Consider the following 18,589-nt stretch of genomic DNA (forward strand, 5'->3'; position numbering starts at 1 on the left):
ACATTCTATCGATCTGACTGCTTACCAGAACAACAACCTGCGTTTGAGAACCTTCGGTTTTTCTTGCTCTATGTCTATACTTTGGTTGTTCCATAACGACCAAGCATTATTTTTTAAGCGTGCAACCAGTTCTTTGCCAAACCTGCGGCCTAGCTGCTCATATGCAGCATTCATAGCAAAGGAACGAATATGAATGTCATGAGCGTCAGATGAAATGAAATGAAACGGGTTTTCTTTGCAAAAATGAAAACACCATTTCTGAACTTTTCGTCCGAAAAGTCCTATGATGGACTGGGCCGTGAGCTGAATCAGTGCGCCCTGATGAATGTATTCAACCAATAGTCCAGGATTATTCTGGATTGGGTGATTCCTTTCGGGATGAGCAATGATAGGTACGATACCGGCTACTTTAAGTTCATGAAGTATTCCGGTGAACTGCGAGGGAATATAGCCAAAGGGCAATTCCAGCAACATGTAACGACTCCCGGCAAGTGTGCAGCATTTGCCTGCGTGTAAGTCTCGAATCAGAGCTTCATGAACCCTGATCTCCTGTCCGGGGCGGATCTCCAAGCGAATGTTGCGTTTGCGAAGCTCTGCACGAAGCAGTCCCACTGCCTGATTGACCACAATCGGTTCATTATTGTAATGCCCGTTCAGGTGATGCGGAGTTGCAATGATCGAGGTAACTCCCGAGGCTGCCGCCTTCTGGGCCATGTCGATGGACTGTTCCATGTGAACCGGACCATCATCAAGACCTGATAAAATGTGGCAGTGTATTTCAACCATATCCAAACTTCCTCAATGTATGATCCCCCTCGCCCTTTTATTCATCGCGCAAAATGCTTTTGGTGTTAAAGAACTAATGCATAACGCTATGAAATATAGTAAAATGGCGTTAAGTACTTGCATGTTCAGAAAATGTTTAGAATTTGTCAGGCTTCATATGGTAAAATCGATGTAATGATAGGTTTTCTGCAGGTCCGGTTGTTCCGCTGCCTTTTCATAGGCAAATCGGGATACCGTAGGAAACTGCACGTCACGAAGCATCTGATTTAACTGTCCAGTTATATATAGTGTCTGCTCTTGCTGAATATGCAGGCTTGAATGATACAATGTAAGCTCGCCGAAGGGCTGTTTCCATTGCAAGCTTGCCTGAAGCCTTAAACATACTTGGCGATCTTCTACATCCAAACCGATCAACATCGTTGACGATACCGGTAAAACCAGGTCACTCAGGAAAGTAATCGCTTTTGTATCCATCCCAAGCAAGAGAACGGGACGTCGTTTGCGGTCTACTGTCTTACCCTGAAACTCCTGAATGTACATATGGACATTTAATTCTAGATCGGCCCATTCCTGAATCACTGAATTCATCGTTTCATTCCTTTAGAATGGATTAGCCTTCAAGTGTTGCCATTATTCCTTCTCACAGGTATATTGCATAGACAACTTGGAGACACTTAAATTATTCCAAATGATACATTTTGTAACTTCCATACGTCCAATTTACGATACAAATTGTATCATGTCAAGCAGTATTTGGACATGGTTCTTTTGATTTACGACAATATGAGATGTCCTTAGACAGACCTATTTCAGATATAGGTCTGTCCAAGCGTCATCTTTTTGCAGGAAAGCTGCCCTGATCAAAAAATAGCTCAGGATTGGTTTAATATATTTGACATGGCGTTCAGGGGGAAAAGCGTATGAACTACGGAAATCGCATTGCTGAATTAAGGGAACAGCGGGGACTTACTCAAGAAGAACTTGCGAGCTCCATTCATATTACCAGGGCCGCTCTCTCCCATTATGAGAAGAACCGACGCAAACCGGACTTTGAAGTATTAACCAGGCTTGCTGACATTTTTAATGTATCCATTGATTATCTCATAGGGCGTACGAAGCAGAGCGATGTGGTTATGGATGAGGATGTTCGAGAATTTGTGGACTCGCTTGAATTATCAGATAAGGAAGTGTTGGATCGCTTCGATCTGATGATCGATGGTAAACCCTTAACAGAAGAAGAGGCACGTCGTTTTATTGCTTTTGTCCGAATGGAACGCAGCATGGATTAACTCCAACAAAGGAAGACCCAGTCCCGAGTAGTCATCTTTTCGGTTCCTGGGTTTTTTTGCGTCTTAACTCCTTCCAATACATATTTGTGTATGATCCTGGTTATTAGTGCTCATTGTTGACGGAGGATATGAACTCGTTCCAACGCTCCGGGTCGATTCCGCATTGCAGTAAAACCTTCTTGATGTCCATCTCGGTTGCTTTCACTTGTTTACCTGTCGGCTTAAGTTCGCCCCTGTTTGGATTCTTCATATTCATTCCGCTAACCTCTCTTATCTATATATACTTTCTCTGCACTCCAAAACTAGCCTTATTATACTTGAGAAAGTTCCTCAATGTTGTCGTCTCATGGCGATAGCGTTTTTGGTACGGGTTCTAATTTTGTCGAAACACAAATAGGAGCTTTACAGCGCCTCATCGGCAGCCATAAAGCTCCTATTAATTCTTCATACAACCCATTCACGCAATCCTGTTAAAAGAGGGACTCAACCTCCCGCACGTGCAAGCTCACGCATATTGGCTTCAAATGCAGCCAGCAAAGCTTCCTCTCCCGTCAAGCCTGTCGCCTGAACACGTTCGATCTGCTCTGTCATCCGTTTGAAGTCTTTCGGAATAACCCGAACGAACTGGTTCACAGAATCCTGCCAGTTATCCAAAATACGCTCACCTGCAGCACTGCCTGTATAAGCCACATGACGTTGAATCATGCCGCGCAGGTCTGCACTTTCCGATACATCTTCAATCCGCTCCAAAAGAACCATTTCCAGGTTACAACGCTGCAGGAAAGTGCCTTCCGGATCATATACGTAAGCAATACCTCCGGACATCCCGGCTGCAAAGTTACGACCTGTATCGCCCAGAACGACGACACGTCCACCGGTCATATATTCACAACCGTGGTCACCCACACCCTCCACAACGACTTTTGCACCCGAATTCCGTACGGCAAACCGTTCACCTGCAATCCCGCGAATATAAGCTTCACCACTGGTCGCTCCATACAGAGCCGTGTTACCAATAATGATATTATCCTCGGCATTGAACGTTGCTTTCGGAGAAGGCATAACAATCAGTTTACCTCCTGATAATCCTTTACCAACGTAGTCATTGGAATCACCTTCAACGGTCAGGGTCATCCCTTTAGGTACAAAGGCCCCGAAGCTTTGTCCGGCAGAGCCGACAAACTTGAATTGAACGGTGTCTTCCGGTAGTCCAGCAAGACCATATTTCCGTGTAATCTCACTACCCAGAATCGTACCTACTGCCCGGTTAACGTTCGTAATCGGAAGAACAGCCTCAACCGGTTGGCCAGATTCGATCGCAGGTTGAGCCAACGTCAGCAATTGCTGCATGTCGAGCGTCTCTTCCAATTGATGATTCTGGTGCTGTGTACGATAACGTGCAGAACCTTCAGGCATCTCAGGTACATGCAGCAGCACAGACAGATCCACACCTTTTTTCTTCCAATGATCTACTGCCTGAACCGTTTCAAGACAGTCTGTACGTCCAACCATTTCCTGAATGGTACGGAAACCAAGCTCAGCCATAATTTCGCGTACATCTTCAGCGACAAAACGCATGAAGTTCACAACGTGAGCCGGATCACCCATGTAATTTTTGCGCAGCTCCGGATTTTGCGTTGCTACACCTACCGGACATGTATCCATCTGACAAACACGCATCATGATACATCCCAATGCCACGAGTGGTGCTGTGGAGAAACCATACTCCTCCGCTCCAAGTAAGGCAGCAATCGCAAGGTCACGACCATTCAACATTTTGCCATCTGTTTCCAGAACAACACGGTCACGCAGATTGTTCAGCATCAGCGTTTGATGTGTTTCGGCAAGACCAAGCTCCCAAGGCATACCCGCGTGACGGATCGAACCTTGTGGAGATGCACCCGTACCGCCGTCGTATCCACTTACGAGGATAATATCGGCACGACCTTTGGCTACACCTGCGGCTATGGTACCTACGCCGACTTCGGAAACCAGCTTCACGTTGATTTCCGCACGTGGATTCGCGTTTTTCAGATCATAGATCAACTCAGCCAAATCCTCGATAGAGTAAATGTCGTGATGCGGTGGCGGTGAGATCAGACCCACGCCAGGTGTTGAACCACGAACCTCAGCAACCCAAGGATATACTTTACGTCCTGGCAGCTGTCCACCTTCACCCGGTTTCGCACCTTGTGCCATTTTGATCTGGATCTCGTCAGCATTTACGAGATAGTTCGACGTAACACCGAAACGTCCGGATGCAACCTGTTTAATGGCACTGCGCCGTGAATCACCGTTGCTATCTTTAATGAAGCGAGCCGGATCCTCCCCGCCTTCACCTGTGTTTGATTTACCACCGACACGGTTCATAGCGATCGCCAAATCTTCGTGTGCTTCCTTACTGATGGAACCGAAGGACATCGCACCTGTTTTGAAGCGGCGCATAATACTTTCAACGGATTCCACTTCCTCCAGCGGAACTGCCGGCCCTGCCGGTTTCAGTTTCAGCATGGAACGAATCGTCAGCAACTGATCATTCTCACCCTGCACCAGTTTGGCATACTTTTTGTACAGGTTGTAATCGCCTGTGCGAACGGCGTGTTGTAACGTATGAATCGTTTGCGGGTTGAACAGATGTTCCTCCCCGTCATTACGCCACTGATATTCACCGCCTGAATCCAGCACTTTGTCATTGCCGTCTTTGTCCGTAAAGGCACGATTATGGTGAGTCAGCACCTCTGCTGCCACTTCTTCCAGACCAATACCACCGATCCGGGATGGCGTCCAAGTAAAGTAACGATCAACGAAATCAGACTTCAGGCCAACCGCTTCAAAAATTTGAGCGCCCCGATAGGACTGAATTGTCGAGATTCCCATTTTGGACAATATTTTAATAACGCCTTTGGTTGCGGCTTTAATGTAGTTTTTGACAGCTTTCTCATGCGAGATGCCGCGCAGCAGCCCTTGCTGAATCATGTCATCCAGTGTTTCGAATGCCAGATAAGGGTTCACAGCACTTACGCCGTAGCCCAGCAGCAATGCGTAGTGATGAATATCACGAGGCTCTGCCGATTCCAGCAAGATGCTGACTTTGGTTCTTGTACCCTGACGGATCAGGTGGTGATGCAAACCTGCCACTGCAAGCAGTGCAGGAATGGCCGCATTCTCCGCATCCACGCCGCGGTCAGACAAGATCAAAATGTTATGACCTTTGTCGATGACACGGTCCGCTGCTTCAAATAGCAGATCCATTGCTTTGCGCAGTCCTTCCGCACCTTCTTTGGCCGTGAAGAAAATCGGGATGGTCATCGAACGGAAGCCTGGACGGCGCACGTGACGAATTTTCGCGAAATCTTCATTGGACAATACCGGTGTATCCAGACGAATCTGGCGACAGCTCTCCGGTTCAGGATTGAGCAAGTTGCGCTCTGGACCAATCGTTGTAGCCGTAGACGTGACGATCTCTTCACGGATGGCATCAATCGGTGGATTGGTTACCTGTGCAAACATTTGTTTAAAGTAGTTATACAAACGCTGTGGACGATCCGACAGCACTGCCAGTGGGGCATCATAACCCATGGAGCCCGTAGCTTCCATGCCTGTGGATGCCATTGGCTCCAGCACTTTGCGCAGTTCCTCAAATGTATATCCATAGGCCAGCTGAAGCTGGGTTACGTTATCGTGTTTTGGATCTGGAAGTTCCGGCGCTTCCGGCAGTTCATTCAGATCCATCAAGTGCTCATCGAGCCACTCCTGATACGGATTCTCGGCTGCAATTAGAGCTTTTACTTCCTCATCCGAGATGATGCGTCCTTCTTTTGTATCCACGAGCAGCATGCGACCTGGACGCAGACGATCCTTATACAGAATTTCTTCCGGAGCAATATCAAGGACCCCGACTTCAGAGGACAAAATGATACGATCGTCTTTCGTTACATAATAACGTGCCGGACGCAGACCGTTACGGTCCAGTGTTGCACCAATCTGCAGACCATCCGTAAAGGCCATTGCTGCCGGCCCGTCCCACGGCTCCATCATCGTGCTGTGATATTCATAAAATGCTTTTTTGGCCGGATCCATTCCCTCATCCGTGCTCCACGGCTCAGGAACCATCATCATTGCCACGTGTGGCAAGGAACGTCCGCTCAAATACAAGAACTCCAGTGTGTTATCAAACATCGCCGTATCCGAACCGTCCGGGTTAATGATCGGCTTCACTTTGGAGATGTCGCTACCGAACACTTCGCTCTCAAACAGCGATTGACGTGCGTGCATCCAGTTCACGTTACCACGCATCGTATTGATCTCACCGTTGTGGATCATGAAGCGATACGGGTGGGCACGCTCCCAGCTCGGGAATGTATTGGTACTGAAACGGGAGTGTACTAATGCAATCGCCGATTCAACCAGGTCCTCTTGCAAATCCAGGTAGAACTGTCCAACCTGCTCGGTTGTCAGCATGCCTTTGTAGACAATTTTACGACAGGACAAGCTTGGCAGGTAGAACGAACCGCCTTCTTTCTCATCAGCCGAATATCGGATCGCCAGCTCAGCACGTCTGCGAATCACATACAGCTTCCGCTCGAACGCGAGCTCATCGTTGATATCCGCAGATCTGCCAATGAACACCTGACGCACATAAGGCTTCGCAGCCAGGGCGGAACGACCAAGCATCTCATCAAAGGTCGGCACATCACGGAAACCGAGGAATGTCTGTCCTTCTTCTTCAATGATTTTCTTCAGGCTCTCCTCGTGAGCATGACGAATCTCAGGATCCTGAGAAAGGAACAGCATTCCCACGCCATACGCTCCCTGCTCTGGCAGCGCAAAGCCGAGGCGCTCTGCTTCCTGTGCAAAGTAACGATGTGGAATCTGAATCAAAATACCGGCTCCGTCACCGGAATTCGGCTCACTGCCCTGTCCCCCGCGGTGCTCCATATTACTAAGCATGGTCAGTGCCTGGCTAACGATATCGTGTGAAGGTACTCCTTTGATGTTGGCAACAAAACCCATTCCGCATGCATCTTTTTCGAACTGTGGGTCATACAAACCCTGTTTAGGAGGTAATCCGATGTGTCTCATGGAACGCAACCTTTCTATAATGAAGTATTTCGGAAAGATCAAGAACATAGGCAACAAGCAACAATGAAACGGGAGGAGCGGGCCTATAGGTTGAGAACCCTGCTGAATAATCGGGGTGACCACAATCGGGTCATTGGATTTAGAGTACTTCTGCTGCTGGAGAAGAAGTCATTCTTTCGTAGTGCTTCCGGATGAGCCGGTAAAGGAGCACAATTATAATTACTCGCAGTCGCTGGCACGACCGCTGATATGGAGCGACGTTTTTTGATATAGTTCTATTATTTTAACACCGACCTAACATCAGCGCAATTTAAACTTTTTAATACCTCTGATAAGAAATGTTTTGCAGTACAGCTTTAGTGTAATGACGTTTAAATTCATCTCTTTTTCGAATAATTATACACATTTTAAGACAGAGTACAACTGATTTTATCTGCTGACAAAAGAAAAACATTCCATATGCAGCCTGCGTTTCTGCTTAATATCACCAAATTCCCATTCCGTTTTCGAGCAAAATGCAGCCCGAACATGCATTTGTATACAAAAAGAGCCTGTGGCCCATTTTGGGGTCACAAGCTCTTTGCACTTTTTGACTACTATGTTGCATAATTTTGATACTGGTTAACAAACTTTATTTTTCCAACCAAGCCATTACTCTGCATTACTTCAGACTTATGCTGTCACAACTTGACCCGATTCGGCCGAATCAGTCATTTCAGCTTCTTTTTTCGGACGACGGCCACTCCAGAGGAAATACGCCAGCGTCAACAGAACGGATACCCCTGCATAGATGGCCAGGATTCCAGCCTGATGCCACATCACATCGAAGTTGCCACTGGATACGACTGCTTTGAAGCCCATAATGCTATGCGTCATCGGTAACCATGGGCTAAATGCCTGAAGCCAGGACGGAATCAGTTCTACCGGGAAGGTTCCTGCACTTGCCGCAAGCTGGAATACCAGCAGCAGAATGACCACATAGCGTCCAGGCAGATCAAGCCAGGTAACAAGCGCCTGAACAATCAACATGAACGTCAGTCCCGTAATAATTGTGAACAGATAGAACAGTCCTACACTGTGCGTTTTCAGACCAAGACCATACAGCATAAAGCTCGCAACGATAACCGATTGGAAAATACTCATGGAACCAAATACGAGTGTACGGCTTACAAAACGGCTCCAGCCGGATGCGCCCGGTACGGATGTATCACGCATTTTCAAAATAATTGTCGAGATAAGGGATCCGACAAACAGTCCAATGGACAGGAAGAATGGCGTCAATCCTGTACCGTAATTGGACACGGATTCTGCTTCATTCTCAGCCGAGTTAATCGGTTCAGCAAACATGTTGACCACATCATCAGTCTTTTTCACTTCAGACGTTTTCTGAGCAGCATCATTCAGCTTGGTCGCCAGTTCACTTGAGCCGTCTTTAAGCTCAGTCAAACCATTCGCCAATTCGCCTGCACCATCACCAAGCTGTTTGGAACCGTCTGTTAGTGAACTCACACCACCGCTCAGCTTGCCAACTCCGGTTTGCAAGGCACTTGTGCCTGTGCCAAGTTGTTTGGCCCCGTTCACCAGCTGAGTGCCGCCGCTTGCAGCTTCACCCAACTTGCCGCTAAACTGCTTCAGGCCTTCTGAGAGCTTCGCTCCGCCTTCGCTAAGCTGATTGGCTCCAGCCAGCAGCTGCTGCTGTCCATCAACCAGCTGGTCGGCTCCAGCCAGCAGCTGCTTTTGTCCGCCGTGAAGCTCTGTCGCACCTGCTGCAAGCTGCTGGTTGCCCTCGTGAAGCTGATTGGCACCTTGCGCCAGCTTTTGCTCGCTCTCGTGCAGCTGCGCGCTGCCTTCTGCCACAGCCTCACTGGCTGCCAGCAGCTTCTGAACATCCTCACTTGCAGCCAGCTCCGGATTAGATGCAGCCAGCTGTTTCAAACCATCCGCCACACCTTGGGCACCATCCGCAACTTTACTGCTACCATCAACGGCAGACTGTAAGCCTGACGCCAGAGTTCCACTACCCTGCACTGCACTTTGCAGGCCTTCAGACAGCTTCGCACTGCCTTGTTCGGATGATAGAAGACCTGCCTGCAGCTTGCCTGTACCATCAAGTGATGATTGAAGACCTGCCTGCAGCTTGTCACTGCCATCCTTTAACTGGTCTGCTCCGCTTTGAAGCTGATCCGAGGCCGCAGCCTGCAGCTGCTGAAGGCCGGATACCAGACTGGTTGTTCCGCTTTCCAGCTTGGTAGCCCCGGTATGCAGAGCATCAACACCATCGCTCAATGGGGATAGCCCATCCTGAAGCTCCAGTGTTCCGGATGCCAGTTTGGCCAAATTGTCTTTCAGCTTGACGGCACCATCATCCAGTTTGCCTGCCCCCGTATTCAGTTCGCCCGCACCATCGCCGGCTTCCGCCAGTCCGTCAGATACTTCGGAGAACTTGTCGAGCAGCGTTTCGGCATAAGCCTCTGTCACCTTGGCAGATACTTTCGCCTTAAGATCCTTGATTGCCGTCTTGCCGATCTGTGCGCCTACGAAGCTGTAATTGCCGTTCGGTTCGTAGATCAGTTCAGCAGGCTGCGGTTGATCATCCAGCAGCGTGGTGGCCTGGGATGAGAAATTTTCAGGAATCGTAATTTGCATATAGTACTTGTCGTTCTGCATACCCTCTTTGGCTTGAGATGCATTAACGAATTCCCATTCAAAATCTTTATTTTTCTTCAGCTCATCCACCAGATCATCGCCCACCTGCAAGGATTTGCCTTCAAGCTCTGCTCCCTTGTCGAGGTTGACGACAGCCACCGGCATCTGGTCAACATGACCATATGGGTCCCAATAGGCAGCCAGATAAATGCCGCTATACAGGATCGGAATAAACATTACTGCAATGACGGGGATCAACACCTTCGGGTTTCTCACGGCCGATCCCACATCCTTGAAAAACACGGATAAAGATTTCATGTCTTTTTCTCCCCTAACTCTCTGCTTCATGAGCAGGAACTAACTTAATGTAAATATGTGAATAAATTCAGCAATTTGCTGAAATACGAACTGACTACTTTCCTCAAACGGTCAATTCAGAACAAAAAAACAAACCTGCCTCTCGGCAAGCCTCACTGCCTTCATGGAAAAAGACACTCCATATTCTCCCTATATTATAGTAGAGAAATTTGGAAACTACATGATGGCAGCAATTCCTTCCATTAAGAAAAGACGAAAGTAATTTTTGATTTCCTCTTTGCTGAGCGGTTCGTGCTGTTTATTCCAATCCGAGGTGAGTGCAATATACAGACGGATCATCATAAAGGCCACGACTTGCGGATCACAATCCCGAATCTCACCGCTGTCTCTGGCTTTCTCCAGCTCCTTGGACAAGAAATCGGAAATGACCTTCTCCACCTTGTCCAGACCCTCCTTGGCCTGAAGTGTTCCAAAATCCTTAAGTTCCTGGGATAGCTTCACCAATAAATCATGATCACGTCGGAATTCCAGCAATGAATCCAGCACACGAAACAGGTTATCAAAAAAGGCACTTTCCTGACGCACTTCACGATGGGCAATATTTTTCATTTCCTGGATGACTTCCACCAGAATCTGATCAAACAGCTGCTCCTTGTTCGTAAAAAAAGTGTAAATTGTCCCTTTGCCTACATTCGCTATCTTGGCTACCTGATCCATCGTGGTAGCTTTGTATCCAAACATGGCGAACGACTGAGCTGCTGCATGAATGACCTGCTGCCTCCGGTCAATCGGAGCCATCATATCCCCTCCTTCACTAATCTTCACTTACAAAATGACCAAAAATACAATTTGGTCACTTGGTCAAAACTTACATTATCACCTTCGTCAACAGATTGCAACCCTAACATTTCAAAATTGTGTTAATTTATTTTAACCGAAATGCAGTGGAAAGTGATTCATTCGTCGTCTATAGTGTATGATGGTTCCAATAATACGGATTAAACGAAGATGGACTGTCTCAGAACATCAACTTTCGTGTAAATATTTATGGAATGAACATGATTTTCCGTTTCGCTGTATATTCATGTATTGAAGGGTACGGCAGAACGGTGAACTTATCAAATTTAAACTTATGAATAAAGGTGAACTCATGCGAAAACCAAGAGTGCTCTTATTATCCGAAGGTTTCGGCACCGGTCACACCCAGGCCGCACATGCGCTGGCAAGCGGCATCAAAAAGGTCAGTCCACACGTCCATAGCCGCGTGATCGAACTTGGCAAATTCCTGAATCCGACGGTGGCTCCGCTTATTTTTTCCGCCTATCGAAAAACATTATCCGTCCAGCCCAAACTGGTCAGCATGCTGTATCGGACACAATATAATAAATCGTTAAACGGATTTACCAAACTCGCCTTGCATCGGATTTTCTATACTCAGACGGCGCAGGTCGTATCCCAGTTGAAGCCGGATGCCGTAATCTGCACCCATCCGTTTCCGAATGCGGTCATTTCAAGACTGAAACGGCAAGGGCTGAACATACCACTGTATACGGTCATTACGGATTACGATGTGCACGGTACATGGATCAATCCTGAAGTAAACCAGTATCTGGTCTCTACCCCACAGGTTAAGGCATTACTTGAGATTCGGGGAGTCGACCCCTCTCGAATTCAGGTTACGGGAATTCCCGTGCATCCTGATTTTTGGGAAGCAGGTGACAAAGTACGGCTGCGTCAGGAAATGGGGCTTCAGGATATGCCTACGGCACTGCTTATGGGCGGTGGATGGGGGCTTTCCTTTGATGAAGAACATATGAAACTATTAACCTCCTGGGCTGATCGGGTGCAGCTTGTATTCTGCCTTGGAAGCAACGAGAAGATGATCTCCAAGATGAAAGAGATGGCTTGCTTCCAGCATCCGAACATCCGAATTCTCGGTTACACAAGGGAAGTCAGCAAGCTGATGGACGTATCGGACGTCCTTATTACGAAACCGGGCGGCATGACTTGCACAGAGGCTCTGGCCAAAGGGCTGCCGATGTTGTTTATCCCACCGCTCCCCGGCCAGGAAGAAGAGAATTGCGAGTACTTTGTACAAGCCGGATACGGCCAGGTGATACATTCAGCAGACGTCATTACCACTAGGTTCAGAGAACTGTGTGACCGGACAAAAGCACCAAATGAAGCTGAAAGTCAGCTGAAAGTTGTACGCAAACCGTGGAACAGACCATCCTATGATCCGAAGTCTTGTGCACAGGCTGTTCACGAATTATTGTGTCCGGCTGCAGCCGACTTCCCCTCCACGCCCAAGGAACGCTTCAAGGCCGGAATTCCTGCCACGACGCTGTCAGGTACCAGAATTCCTTTTTAAAGCCTCTAAGGGCCCTTAGAGCTCTTCTAGGAGGGTGTTGAATGCGGATAGACATGTCTTATGATTAACATCAACTCATTTGAAACGAAATGGATACAGAAAAGGTTCCCTTCTCATTTTGGAAGGGAACCTTCTTCAATTTCCTTTAAAATAAACGTATGTTTTACCAGAAAAAAGGGTAATTTAAAGGAAAGAGATCCATTTAAATACCGAAATAAAACTCTGTTTCAGGTGTTTTCAAAGGTTCGTGTAATGTTAATACATTAACTACCCTGCCTGTTTGCAGAATTTTCAGATCAATTACTTGTAAAAAGTATGATGACCGATCGTTTTCACTTTTTTCTTCGAACGGGCAACCGTCAGATCATCGGCAAGCGTCAATGATAAGAAATAATACGTATCATCAGCGACTTCCTTCTGTCCATTCAGTGCAGCATTCACTGCCTTCACGCTGTCCTCATTGGGAACTACACGCTTCAGACGTCCGTTGGCTACCGGGCTGAATTGAGACTTCTGATAGATTACCTTATAAATAGTATCGGGAAAATTGGCTGACCGCAGCCGGTTTAAGACAACATTGGCAACTGCCACTTTGCCTTCGTACGGTTCACCTTCCGCCTCTGCCATGACAATTTTTTGCAGCAGAAGCAGCTCTTTATCGGACACACTGTATGACCAGGTTGCAAGTTTCGAGTCCTCCTGGTTCAAAAGCTCGGTCCGCGTAAAGTAAAGTTTTTGGGGGGGAGTTGTTACAGCAGCAGCCGCTTTGGCCTTCTCTATTTTGGCCAATTTCAGGGCAGCTTCTTTTTTGGCTTTGGCCGCCGCAGCAGCTCTGGCCTTATGCTTGGCCTTGGCTTCCTTCAATTCCTGTTCTTCCTGAGCAGCCGTAAGCCAGTCCTTGGCTGGCAATGAAGCCGTCCAGTTTGCCGTATGAATCGATGAATCAGCAGACAGACTTGTCCCGTCTGTCATCATACGCCTGTCCCCAGTTGAAGAAGATGATGCGCTATTTTGCACAGAAGCCGCCAGATCAGTCATCTGTTTACTATCACTTGCCTCGTTCCATTTCCCAGTTGCCTGGACTACATTAACCCCCACTATACATACAAGCAGCACAGATAACATCGGTGCTACCCAACGATTCTTGCTTATAATATCCATTCGTAAGATTCCTCCTGTCGCAACAATTCCCTTAACTAAGTAACCCAAAAAAAAGAATTTGAATAACGATGGCTAATATTACATAGGGATAAACGTAATGTCAATGTGATTTTATGTCATAAAAACGAGTTTCAGGAAAATGAAAACGTATCCACAACCTCATACATCGGCGATTGTCCCAGCCTGGTCACATAAAGTACAAAGTCCTCCACAATCCATGATTTAGCACCCAAGGAATGTTCCGGAAGCACCCCATAAATACCTTTATCTTCATTTCCTGGGGCTAAACCCAGAAATTTGCGTGCAATTGTAATGTGCGGAGAGTAAGGTCTCAGCTCTGCTTCATATCCAAGTGTCGATGTGGCCTCCAGAATCCGTTTGTGAAGAAGATTCAAAGACTCCAGCTCGCCGTCCACACCCCTCCACAACACCTTCGGAGCATCTTTCAGACCAAAAGTTCCCCAACCGGAAGTTTGCAGTTCAAACGGCTTAATTCCATTACTCGCCATGCGCAGCGCTTTCCGCAGATGCCCGATATCACTCACCAGTGTATCTCCCAGAAATTGCAGCGTGATATGGTAATCCCGATGGTCTGTCCATTTGCGAAAATCAAGTCCGTTCTTCACCATTCCTGCATCAAGTTGAAGGGATTCCTGAATAGCTGCCGGAAGACGTAACGCCGTAAATAATCTTTCCCGCCGTGATGGTAGATCCGTATATGAATAGTTATTCATCATCGTATACACCTCTCTAAAGTTCGTTCTATTATTTCACAATTATATGTATCGTTTCAAGTTGGGTAATTATAGATTGACATAAGTTTCGGCACTTGCACATGAGGCTGCACTCCTGCCTTTCTGCAACATTTTCTCAAATCTGCTACACTTATCACACAACTCAATCGAATTCAGGAGGTTACACACTATGGGTAAAATTGTATGTTTTCCATCTTTATCTGCGGAACAGCAGCAGCGCATTTTAGACGCCGCACCCGGCTACACGCTGACCGTCAGCAAAGCCAAGGAGATTGACCCTGCAGCGTTAACAGAAGCTGAAATCATTGTTGGCTGGTCTCCACTCGTCACAGAACATGCCTTGAAGAAGGACAGCCTCCTGAAGTGGGTACAGGTCTGGTCCGCAGGTGTGGATAACCTCCCCTTCTCGGATTTGGAACAAAAAAATATTCAGGTGACCAGTGCCAATGGCGTACATGCCATCCCGATCACTGAAATTATTGTAGGCATGATGTTATCGCACAGCCGCTGGCTGAGACAAGCCATGCTTCATCAACAGCAAGCCGAGTGGAAAAATCCCGGCAAACCACTGCCAGAACTGCACGGCAAAACGGCTGTCATTGTTGGTGTAGGAGAGATCGGCACCGAAGCTGCCCGTATTCTCAAGGCGTTTGGCATGAATGTCATCGGGGTTCGCCGGTCCGGCAAAGACGTTCCTAATGTCGATCACATGTACGATATGTCCGGACTGCATGAAGCTTTGGGCAAGGGTGATTATGTCATTAACATCTTGCCTCTCACAGACGAAACCCATCATTTGTATGATCAAACCGCATTCGAACATTTCAAGACAGGCTCCTGCTTCGTCAATGTAGGACGAGGTCCAAGTGTAGACACTGAAGCGCTGATTCGTGCACTGGATAGGGGTCAAGTCGCCTATGCTGCATTGGATGTTTTTGAAGAAGAACCCCTTCCTGCTGAGCATCCATTATGGCATAAGGACAATGTTTTAATTACCCCCCATATCGCGGGAAGTACGGAGCAATATACGGATCGGGCACTTGATATTTTTGTGGAAAATCTGGAAGCTTACCTGGCGGGCAAAACACTGCCGGTCAACCTGGTCGACTATAGTCATAAATACTAATTCGCCCTATATTTTCCATGCGTAATTGTACAAATGCCTTATCATTATTTCTAAAAATGGATATAAAAAAACCTCCACTCCCGGAAATCATTTCTTCCGAGTTGGAGGTTTTCTTCTACTATATAACTATGTGCATAACCAAACGTGACGTATAAACGTTCCTTTACGCACAGCGCAATACTGATTCACTTCCCACCCCGCGGCAAGCAAATGCTCTTCCACCCATTCCGTGGAGACAACTACAGCCCGTTTCGCCAGCCTGCGCAGACTTGTCAGCATGTCGCGCTGGTCTTCATCTGGAAGGACGGAACACAGATTGTAGGGCATATCCAAAATCGCTGCGTCGTAAGAACCGTCTAATTCATTCATGTCACCCAGCGTAAGACAAGCAGGATCATAACCAAAGTGCGACAAATTGATGCGTGCTCCCTGAATGGCCAGCGGATTCAGGTCGTTCCCTCTTGCCTCAATCCCCATGGAGAGTGCTTCAATGACTACCGTACCCATGCCGCAGCATGGATCAAGCAGCCGCTGGTTCAGGATGTTCGGTACAGCAATGTTAACGAGAGATCTGGCCAGCGCAACTCCGAAACCCGTGGAGTAGTTTTGCGGCTTTTGCTGATGACTGTGCCACGATCGATCCGCTTCTGTCCACTGACCGAAGATCCATTTTCTACCTGTTTGTATTAGTCCAAAGGTCACTTTTGGGCGCTTCATCTGCGCCTTGCCCTTGATGCACATTCCCACTTCTCTTTCCAGCTGACGGGAATGTTCATAATCAGGCATATGGTCTCCTTCTTTCAGACATACCACTTTGAACGTTTCTTCCGGAAGCAATTTAACCTTCGCTGCAGCCGGAAGCAAATCATTCACGCTATCCGCTTCCGATATCACATCAAGCCTTCCATGAATAAACGGGCTTCTGCCTGGTGGAATGCATATACTGGACCGGACATATGAGCGTAAATCCGAATTCATTTCCAGCCTGGATCCAAGCAGCGTATTGAGCTCAAGTGAGCATAATTCACGCTCGTTCTCATGACAGGCAAACGTATAGACGTAATCTTGGTTGATTGAACTCCTTGTGATGTCGGTCGAATTGATTTCAGTCAAAATTGCAGCCGTCCTTCATGTTTCTTCTATTATAAGAAGAAGGTTTATATTTTTAATTTTTCGATGGAAGTTAGCAGGTCATCCGACAATTCCTTCAATGATTGAATGCTGCCGCTAATCGTTTCCATGGAGCTTACCTGTTCTTCAGCCGAAGCCGAAACTTCCTCTACGCTTGCCGCAGATTGCTCCGATACTGCCGAGATCTGTTGGCTGAAATCATTCATGCGTCCACTTGCATCCTGCATGCCTTCCAACCCAGCTGTCATCATGCCAATCACGTGAACCATTTCCTCTACGGATTCATTAATATTTCGGAACAAATTCCCCGAAGTTCGCACATGTTCTTGCCCCAGTTCAGTCTCCCGGACACCTGTACGCAGTTCAGCAACAACTCCCTGGGAATCCTGCTGGATATCTTCCGTAATCACTGTAATTTCCTCCACTGAAGTCTGGACCGCTTCCGATAAATTCCGCACCTCGGCTGCGACTACGGCGAACCCACGACCACTCTCTCCAGCGCGGGCTGCCTCAATGGAAGCATTCAATGCCAGCAGGTTGGTCTGCCTTGCGATGTCACGAATCACCTGGACCAGCTTGGAAATATCCTCGTTTTTACGGTTTAGCCGCTCCATCCGATCCATCGAAGCCGAGACAGCCCCGGAGATTTGCTGCATTTGCTGCACCGATTGCTCCATCGCCTTCCGTCCATTCAATCCCTGCTCCAGCACACGTTCTGACATCGCACTAAGCTTGCTCCCTTGATTAGCATGCTGCTGTATGTGATCGTTCAATCCCTCAACCGTACGTGCTGATTCGACTGCCGTTACGGCTTGACTCTCTGCAGCCTTGGCTGACTCTTCCATCGTTATGGCAATCTGCTGACTTCCAATTTTGACTTCTTCCGAAGAAATGGCCAGCTCGTTACTCTGGCGATTCACCGCTTCGGCAACACGTCTGACATTCAACACCATGGAAGTCAGATTCCCTTTCATCGTGTTTACCGCTTTGGCCAAGAGCCCTACTTCATCTTCGTGCTTGGTATGTATATCCTGCACATTCAGTTGGCCTTCTGCAATCAGCTTCACTGCACTAATGACCCGAAGCAGCGGTTTCACGACCTGCGAACGGATAATCGGAATCGCGATCGCCGTGATCGCAATCATGATCAGCACCCCGACAATAATGATCATTCGGCCATTCTGCACAGACCTGATGGTTTGTGCTGCCGAGAGATCCGACTGATTCTGATTATACTCGACCAGATAATCCAGATCGACCTGCATAGCGTCAAAGGAATCATCCCCTTTTTCTGACACTTCCTTCGCTAGTTGGGATTGTCCTTGATCACTCAAATTGATTGCTTGGGTATTCAGCTTAAGGTAAGCTGCCCACTTCGTCTTGAATGCATCCCAGTGCTCCTGTTCGTCAGCCGCCTTTTCCTGCTGGTCGTATATTTTAATCGTCTGTGCCGTTTCGCGAATGTAATTGGTACGCTCTTCAGCGAGTTCAGCCTTGTCTCCATCCGGAGCATCAAAGTGCCGGTAACTCAATGACAAAATATGTTCGGTGGTATAGTTCAACCTATTGATTTGCTGAATCGAAGGCATCCAGTTCCCCGTAATCTCATTCGTACTCGCTTCCATGGAGTTCAACCGAGTAACAATGGTGACACTAAGGAGAATTAAACAGAGGATTAATAAATAGAACGCGATGCTGATACGCAGACCGATACTCCTGACCTTGAATCTGCTGAACATGTGATTTCCCCCTTATACCGGATTCGGCCAACCTCCGAATTTTCGGTTCTTTGGTCTTGGTTTTACCCTTCTTTTGGCATCTTGCAAAATACTCTTTTATCATATCTCTATGGGTAAACTGACGTAAAGTATTATAACATTATTTTGTTTAGGACATGCTTCGTTTCGTAAAATCTTGTGCCTCG

At 47.4% G+C, this 18,589-nt stretch carries 14 protein-coding genes; 4 read left to right on the forward strand and 10 right to left on the reverse strand.

Features of this window, described 5'->3' with window-relative positions; genetic code table 11:
* Positions 1 to 21: 21 nt before the first annotated feature.
* Both CHH60_RS19585 and CHH60_RS19590 read right to left on the reverse strand, forming a co-directional pair.
* The gene (locus CHH60_RS19585; protein WP_095360710.1) at positions 22 to 786 is read right to left on the reverse strand and encodes a tyrosine-protein phosphatase; all 765 of its coding nucleotides are present in this window, start codon (positions 784 to 786) and stop codon (positions 22 to 24) included.
* Between the two features lie 153 nt (positions 787 to 939).
* Positions 940 to 1,374, reverse strand: coding sequence for a hypothetical protein (locus tag CHH60_RS19590; protein ID WP_095360711.1), 435 nt, complete (start codon positions 1,372 to 1,374; stop codon positions 940 to 942).
* A 332-nt stretch (positions 1,375 to 1,706) separates the two neighbouring features.
* Between CHH60_RS19590 and CHH60_RS19595 the strand changes: the two genes are divergently transcribed.
* Positions 1,707 to 2,075 (forward strand): helix-turn-helix domain-containing protein, encoded by a 369-nt coding sequence (locus tag CHH60_RS19595; protein WP_095360712.1) that lies wholly within the window; start codon positions 1,707 to 1,709, stop codon positions 2,073 to 2,075.
* 103 nt (positions 2,076 to 2,178) lie between these two features.
* On the opposite strand, the gene CHH60_RS29885 is transcribed toward CHH60_RS19595, so the two are convergent.
* A complete protein-coding gene (locus CHH60_RS29885) occupies positions 2,179 to 2,331 on the reverse strand; it encodes a hypothetical protein (RefSeq protein WP_176476133.1) in 153 nt (50 codons plus the stop codon).
* A 227-nt stretch (positions 2,332 to 2,558) separates the two neighbouring features.
* On the reverse strand, positions 2,559 to 7,157 hold the full coding sequence (gltB, locus tag CHH60_RS19600) for a glutamate synthase large subunit (protein ID WP_095360713.1): 4,599 nt from the start codon (positions 7,155 to 7,157) through the stop codon (positions 2,559 to 2,561).
* Here gltB and CHH60_RS29620 point away from each other — a divergent pair.
* Entirely contained in the window at positions 7,149 to 7,352 is a 204-nt protein-coding gene (locus tag CHH60_RS29620; RefSeq protein WP_141236974.1) for a hypothetical protein, read from the forward strand. The genes gltB and CHH60_RS29620 overlap by 9 nt on opposite strands.
* Positions 7,353 to 7,829: 477 nt before the next feature.
* Here the strand turns inward: CHH60_RS29620 and CHH60_RS19605 are convergent, their stop codons facing one another.
* Positions 7,830 to 10,121, reverse strand: coding sequence for a YhgE/Pip domain-containing protein (locus CHH60_RS19605; RefSeq protein ID WP_095360714.1), 2,292 nt, complete (start codon positions 10,119 to 10,121; stop codon positions 7,830 to 7,832).
* A 216-nt stretch (positions 10,122 to 10,337) separates the two neighbouring features.
* Positions 10,338 to 10,919, reverse strand: coding sequence for a TetR/AcrR family transcriptional regulator (locus CHH60_RS19610; protein WP_095360715.1), 582 nt, complete (start codon positions 10,917 to 10,919; stop codon positions 10,338 to 10,340).
* Between the two features lie 352 nt (positions 10,920 to 11,271).
* Between CHH60_RS19610 and CHH60_RS19615 the strand changes: the two genes are divergently transcribed.
* Positions 11,272 to 12,492 (forward strand): MGDG synthase family glycosyltransferase, encoded by a 1,221-nt coding sequence (locus CHH60_RS19615; protein ID WP_095360716.1) that lies wholly within the window; start codon positions 11,272 to 11,274, stop codon positions 12,490 to 12,492.
* A 300-nt stretch (positions 12,493 to 12,792) separates the two neighbouring features.
* On the opposite strand, the gene CHH60_RS19620 is transcribed toward CHH60_RS19615, so the two are convergent.
* Both CHH60_RS19620 and thpR read right to left on the reverse strand, forming a co-directional pair.
* On the reverse strand, positions 12,793 to 13,653 hold the full coding sequence (locus CHH60_RS19620) for a cell wall hydrolase (RefSeq protein WP_095360717.1): 861 nt from the start codon (positions 13,651 to 13,653) through the stop codon (positions 12,793 to 12,795).
* 131 nt (positions 13,654 to 13,784) lie between these two features.
* Positions 13,785 to 14,387 (reverse strand): RNA 2',3'-cyclic phosphodiesterase, encoded by a 603-nt coding sequence (gene thpR, locus CHH60_RS19625; protein WP_176476134.1) that lies wholly within the window; start codon positions 14,385 to 14,387, stop codon positions 13,785 to 13,787.
* 190 nt (positions 14,388 to 14,577) lie between these two features.
* Between thpR and CHH60_RS19630 the strand changes: the two genes are divergently transcribed.
* Positions 14,578 to 15,534 carry a D-2-hydroxyacid dehydrogenase gene (locus CHH60_RS19630; protein ID WP_095360719.1) on the forward strand — a complete coding sequence of 319 codons (957 nt, stop codon included), beginning with the start codon at positions 14,578 to 14,580 and terminating at the stop codon, positions 15,532 to 15,534.
* Positions 15,535 to 15,660: 126 nt separating this feature from the next.
* On the opposite strand, the gene CHH60_RS19635 is transcribed toward CHH60_RS19630, so the two are convergent.
* Together CHH60_RS19635 and CHH60_RS19640 are read right to left on the reverse strand one after the other, a co-directional pair.
* Entirely contained in the window at positions 15,661 to 16,638 is a 978-nt protein-coding gene (locus CHH60_RS19635) for a TRM11 family SAM-dependent methyltransferase (RefSeq protein ID WP_441339405.1), read from the reverse strand.
* A gap of 53 nt (positions 16,639 to 16,691) precedes the next feature.
* On the reverse strand, positions 16,692 to 18,404 hold the full coding sequence (locus CHH60_RS19640) for a methyl-accepting chemotaxis protein (RefSeq protein ID WP_095360720.1): 1,713 nt from the start codon (positions 18,402 to 18,404) through the stop codon (positions 16,692 to 16,694).
* Positions 18,405 to 18,589 lie beyond the last annotated feature (185 nt).

The sequence above is a fragment of the Paenibacillus sp. 7523-1 genome, assembly GCF_002276415.1.
GTDB classification, from domain to species: domain Bacteria; phylum Bacillota; class Bacilli; order Paenibacillales; family Paenibacillaceae; genus Paenibacillus; species Paenibacillus illinoisensis_A.

What these genes read in the sequence shown, in the direction of transcription:
- CHH60_RS19585 (WP_095360710.1), bottom strand. Translation starts at nt 786, where the DNA reads ATGGTTGAAATACACTGCCACATTTTATCAGGTCTTGATGATGGTCCG.
- CHH60_RS19590 (WP_095360711.1), bottom strand. Translation starts at nt 1,374, where the DNA reads ATGAATTCAGTGATTCAGGAATGGGCCGATCTAGAATTAAATGTCCAT.
- CHH60_RS19595 (WP_095360712.1), top strand. Translation starts at nt 1,707, where the DNA reads ATGAACTACGGAAATCGCATTGCTGAATTAAGGGAACAGCGGGGACTT.
- CHH60_RS29885 (WP_176476133.1), bottom strand. Translation starts at nt 2,331, where the DNA reads ATGAATATGAAGAATCCAAACAGGGGCGAACTTAAGCCGACAGGTAAA.
- gltB (WP_095360713.1), bottom strand. Translation starts at nt 7,157, where the DNA reads ATGAGACACATCGGATTACCTCCTAAACAGGGTTTGTATGACCCACAG.
- CHH60_RS19605 (WP_095360714.1), bottom strand. Translation starts at nt 10,121, where the DNA reads ATGAAATCTTTATCCGTGTTTTTCAAGGATGTGGGATCGGCCGTGAGA.
- CHH60_RS19610 (WP_095360715.1), bottom strand. Translation starts at nt 10,919, where the DNA reads ATGGCTCCGATTGACCGGAGGCAGCAGGTCATTCATGCAGCAGCTCAG.
- CHH60_RS19615 (WP_095360716.1), top strand. Translation starts at nt 11,272, where the DNA reads ATGCGAAAACCAAGAGTGCTCTTATTATCCGAAGGTTTCGGCACCGGT.
- CHH60_RS19620 (WP_095360717.1), bottom strand. Translation starts at nt 13,653, where the DNA reads ATGGATATTATAAGCAAGAATCGTTGGGTAGCACCGATGTTATCTGTG.
- thpR (WP_176476134.1), bottom strand. Translation starts at nt 14,387, where the DNA reads ATGAATAACTATTCATATACGGATCTACCATCACGGCGGGAAAGATTA.
- CHH60_RS19630 (WP_095360719.1), top strand. Translation starts at nt 14,578, where the DNA reads ATGGGTAAAATTGTATGTTTTCCATCTTTATCTGCGGAACAGCAGCAG.
- CHH60_RS19640 (WP_095360720.1), bottom strand. Translation starts at nt 18,404, where the DNA reads ATGTTCAGCAGATTCAAGGTCAGGAGTATCGGTCTGCGTATCAGCATC.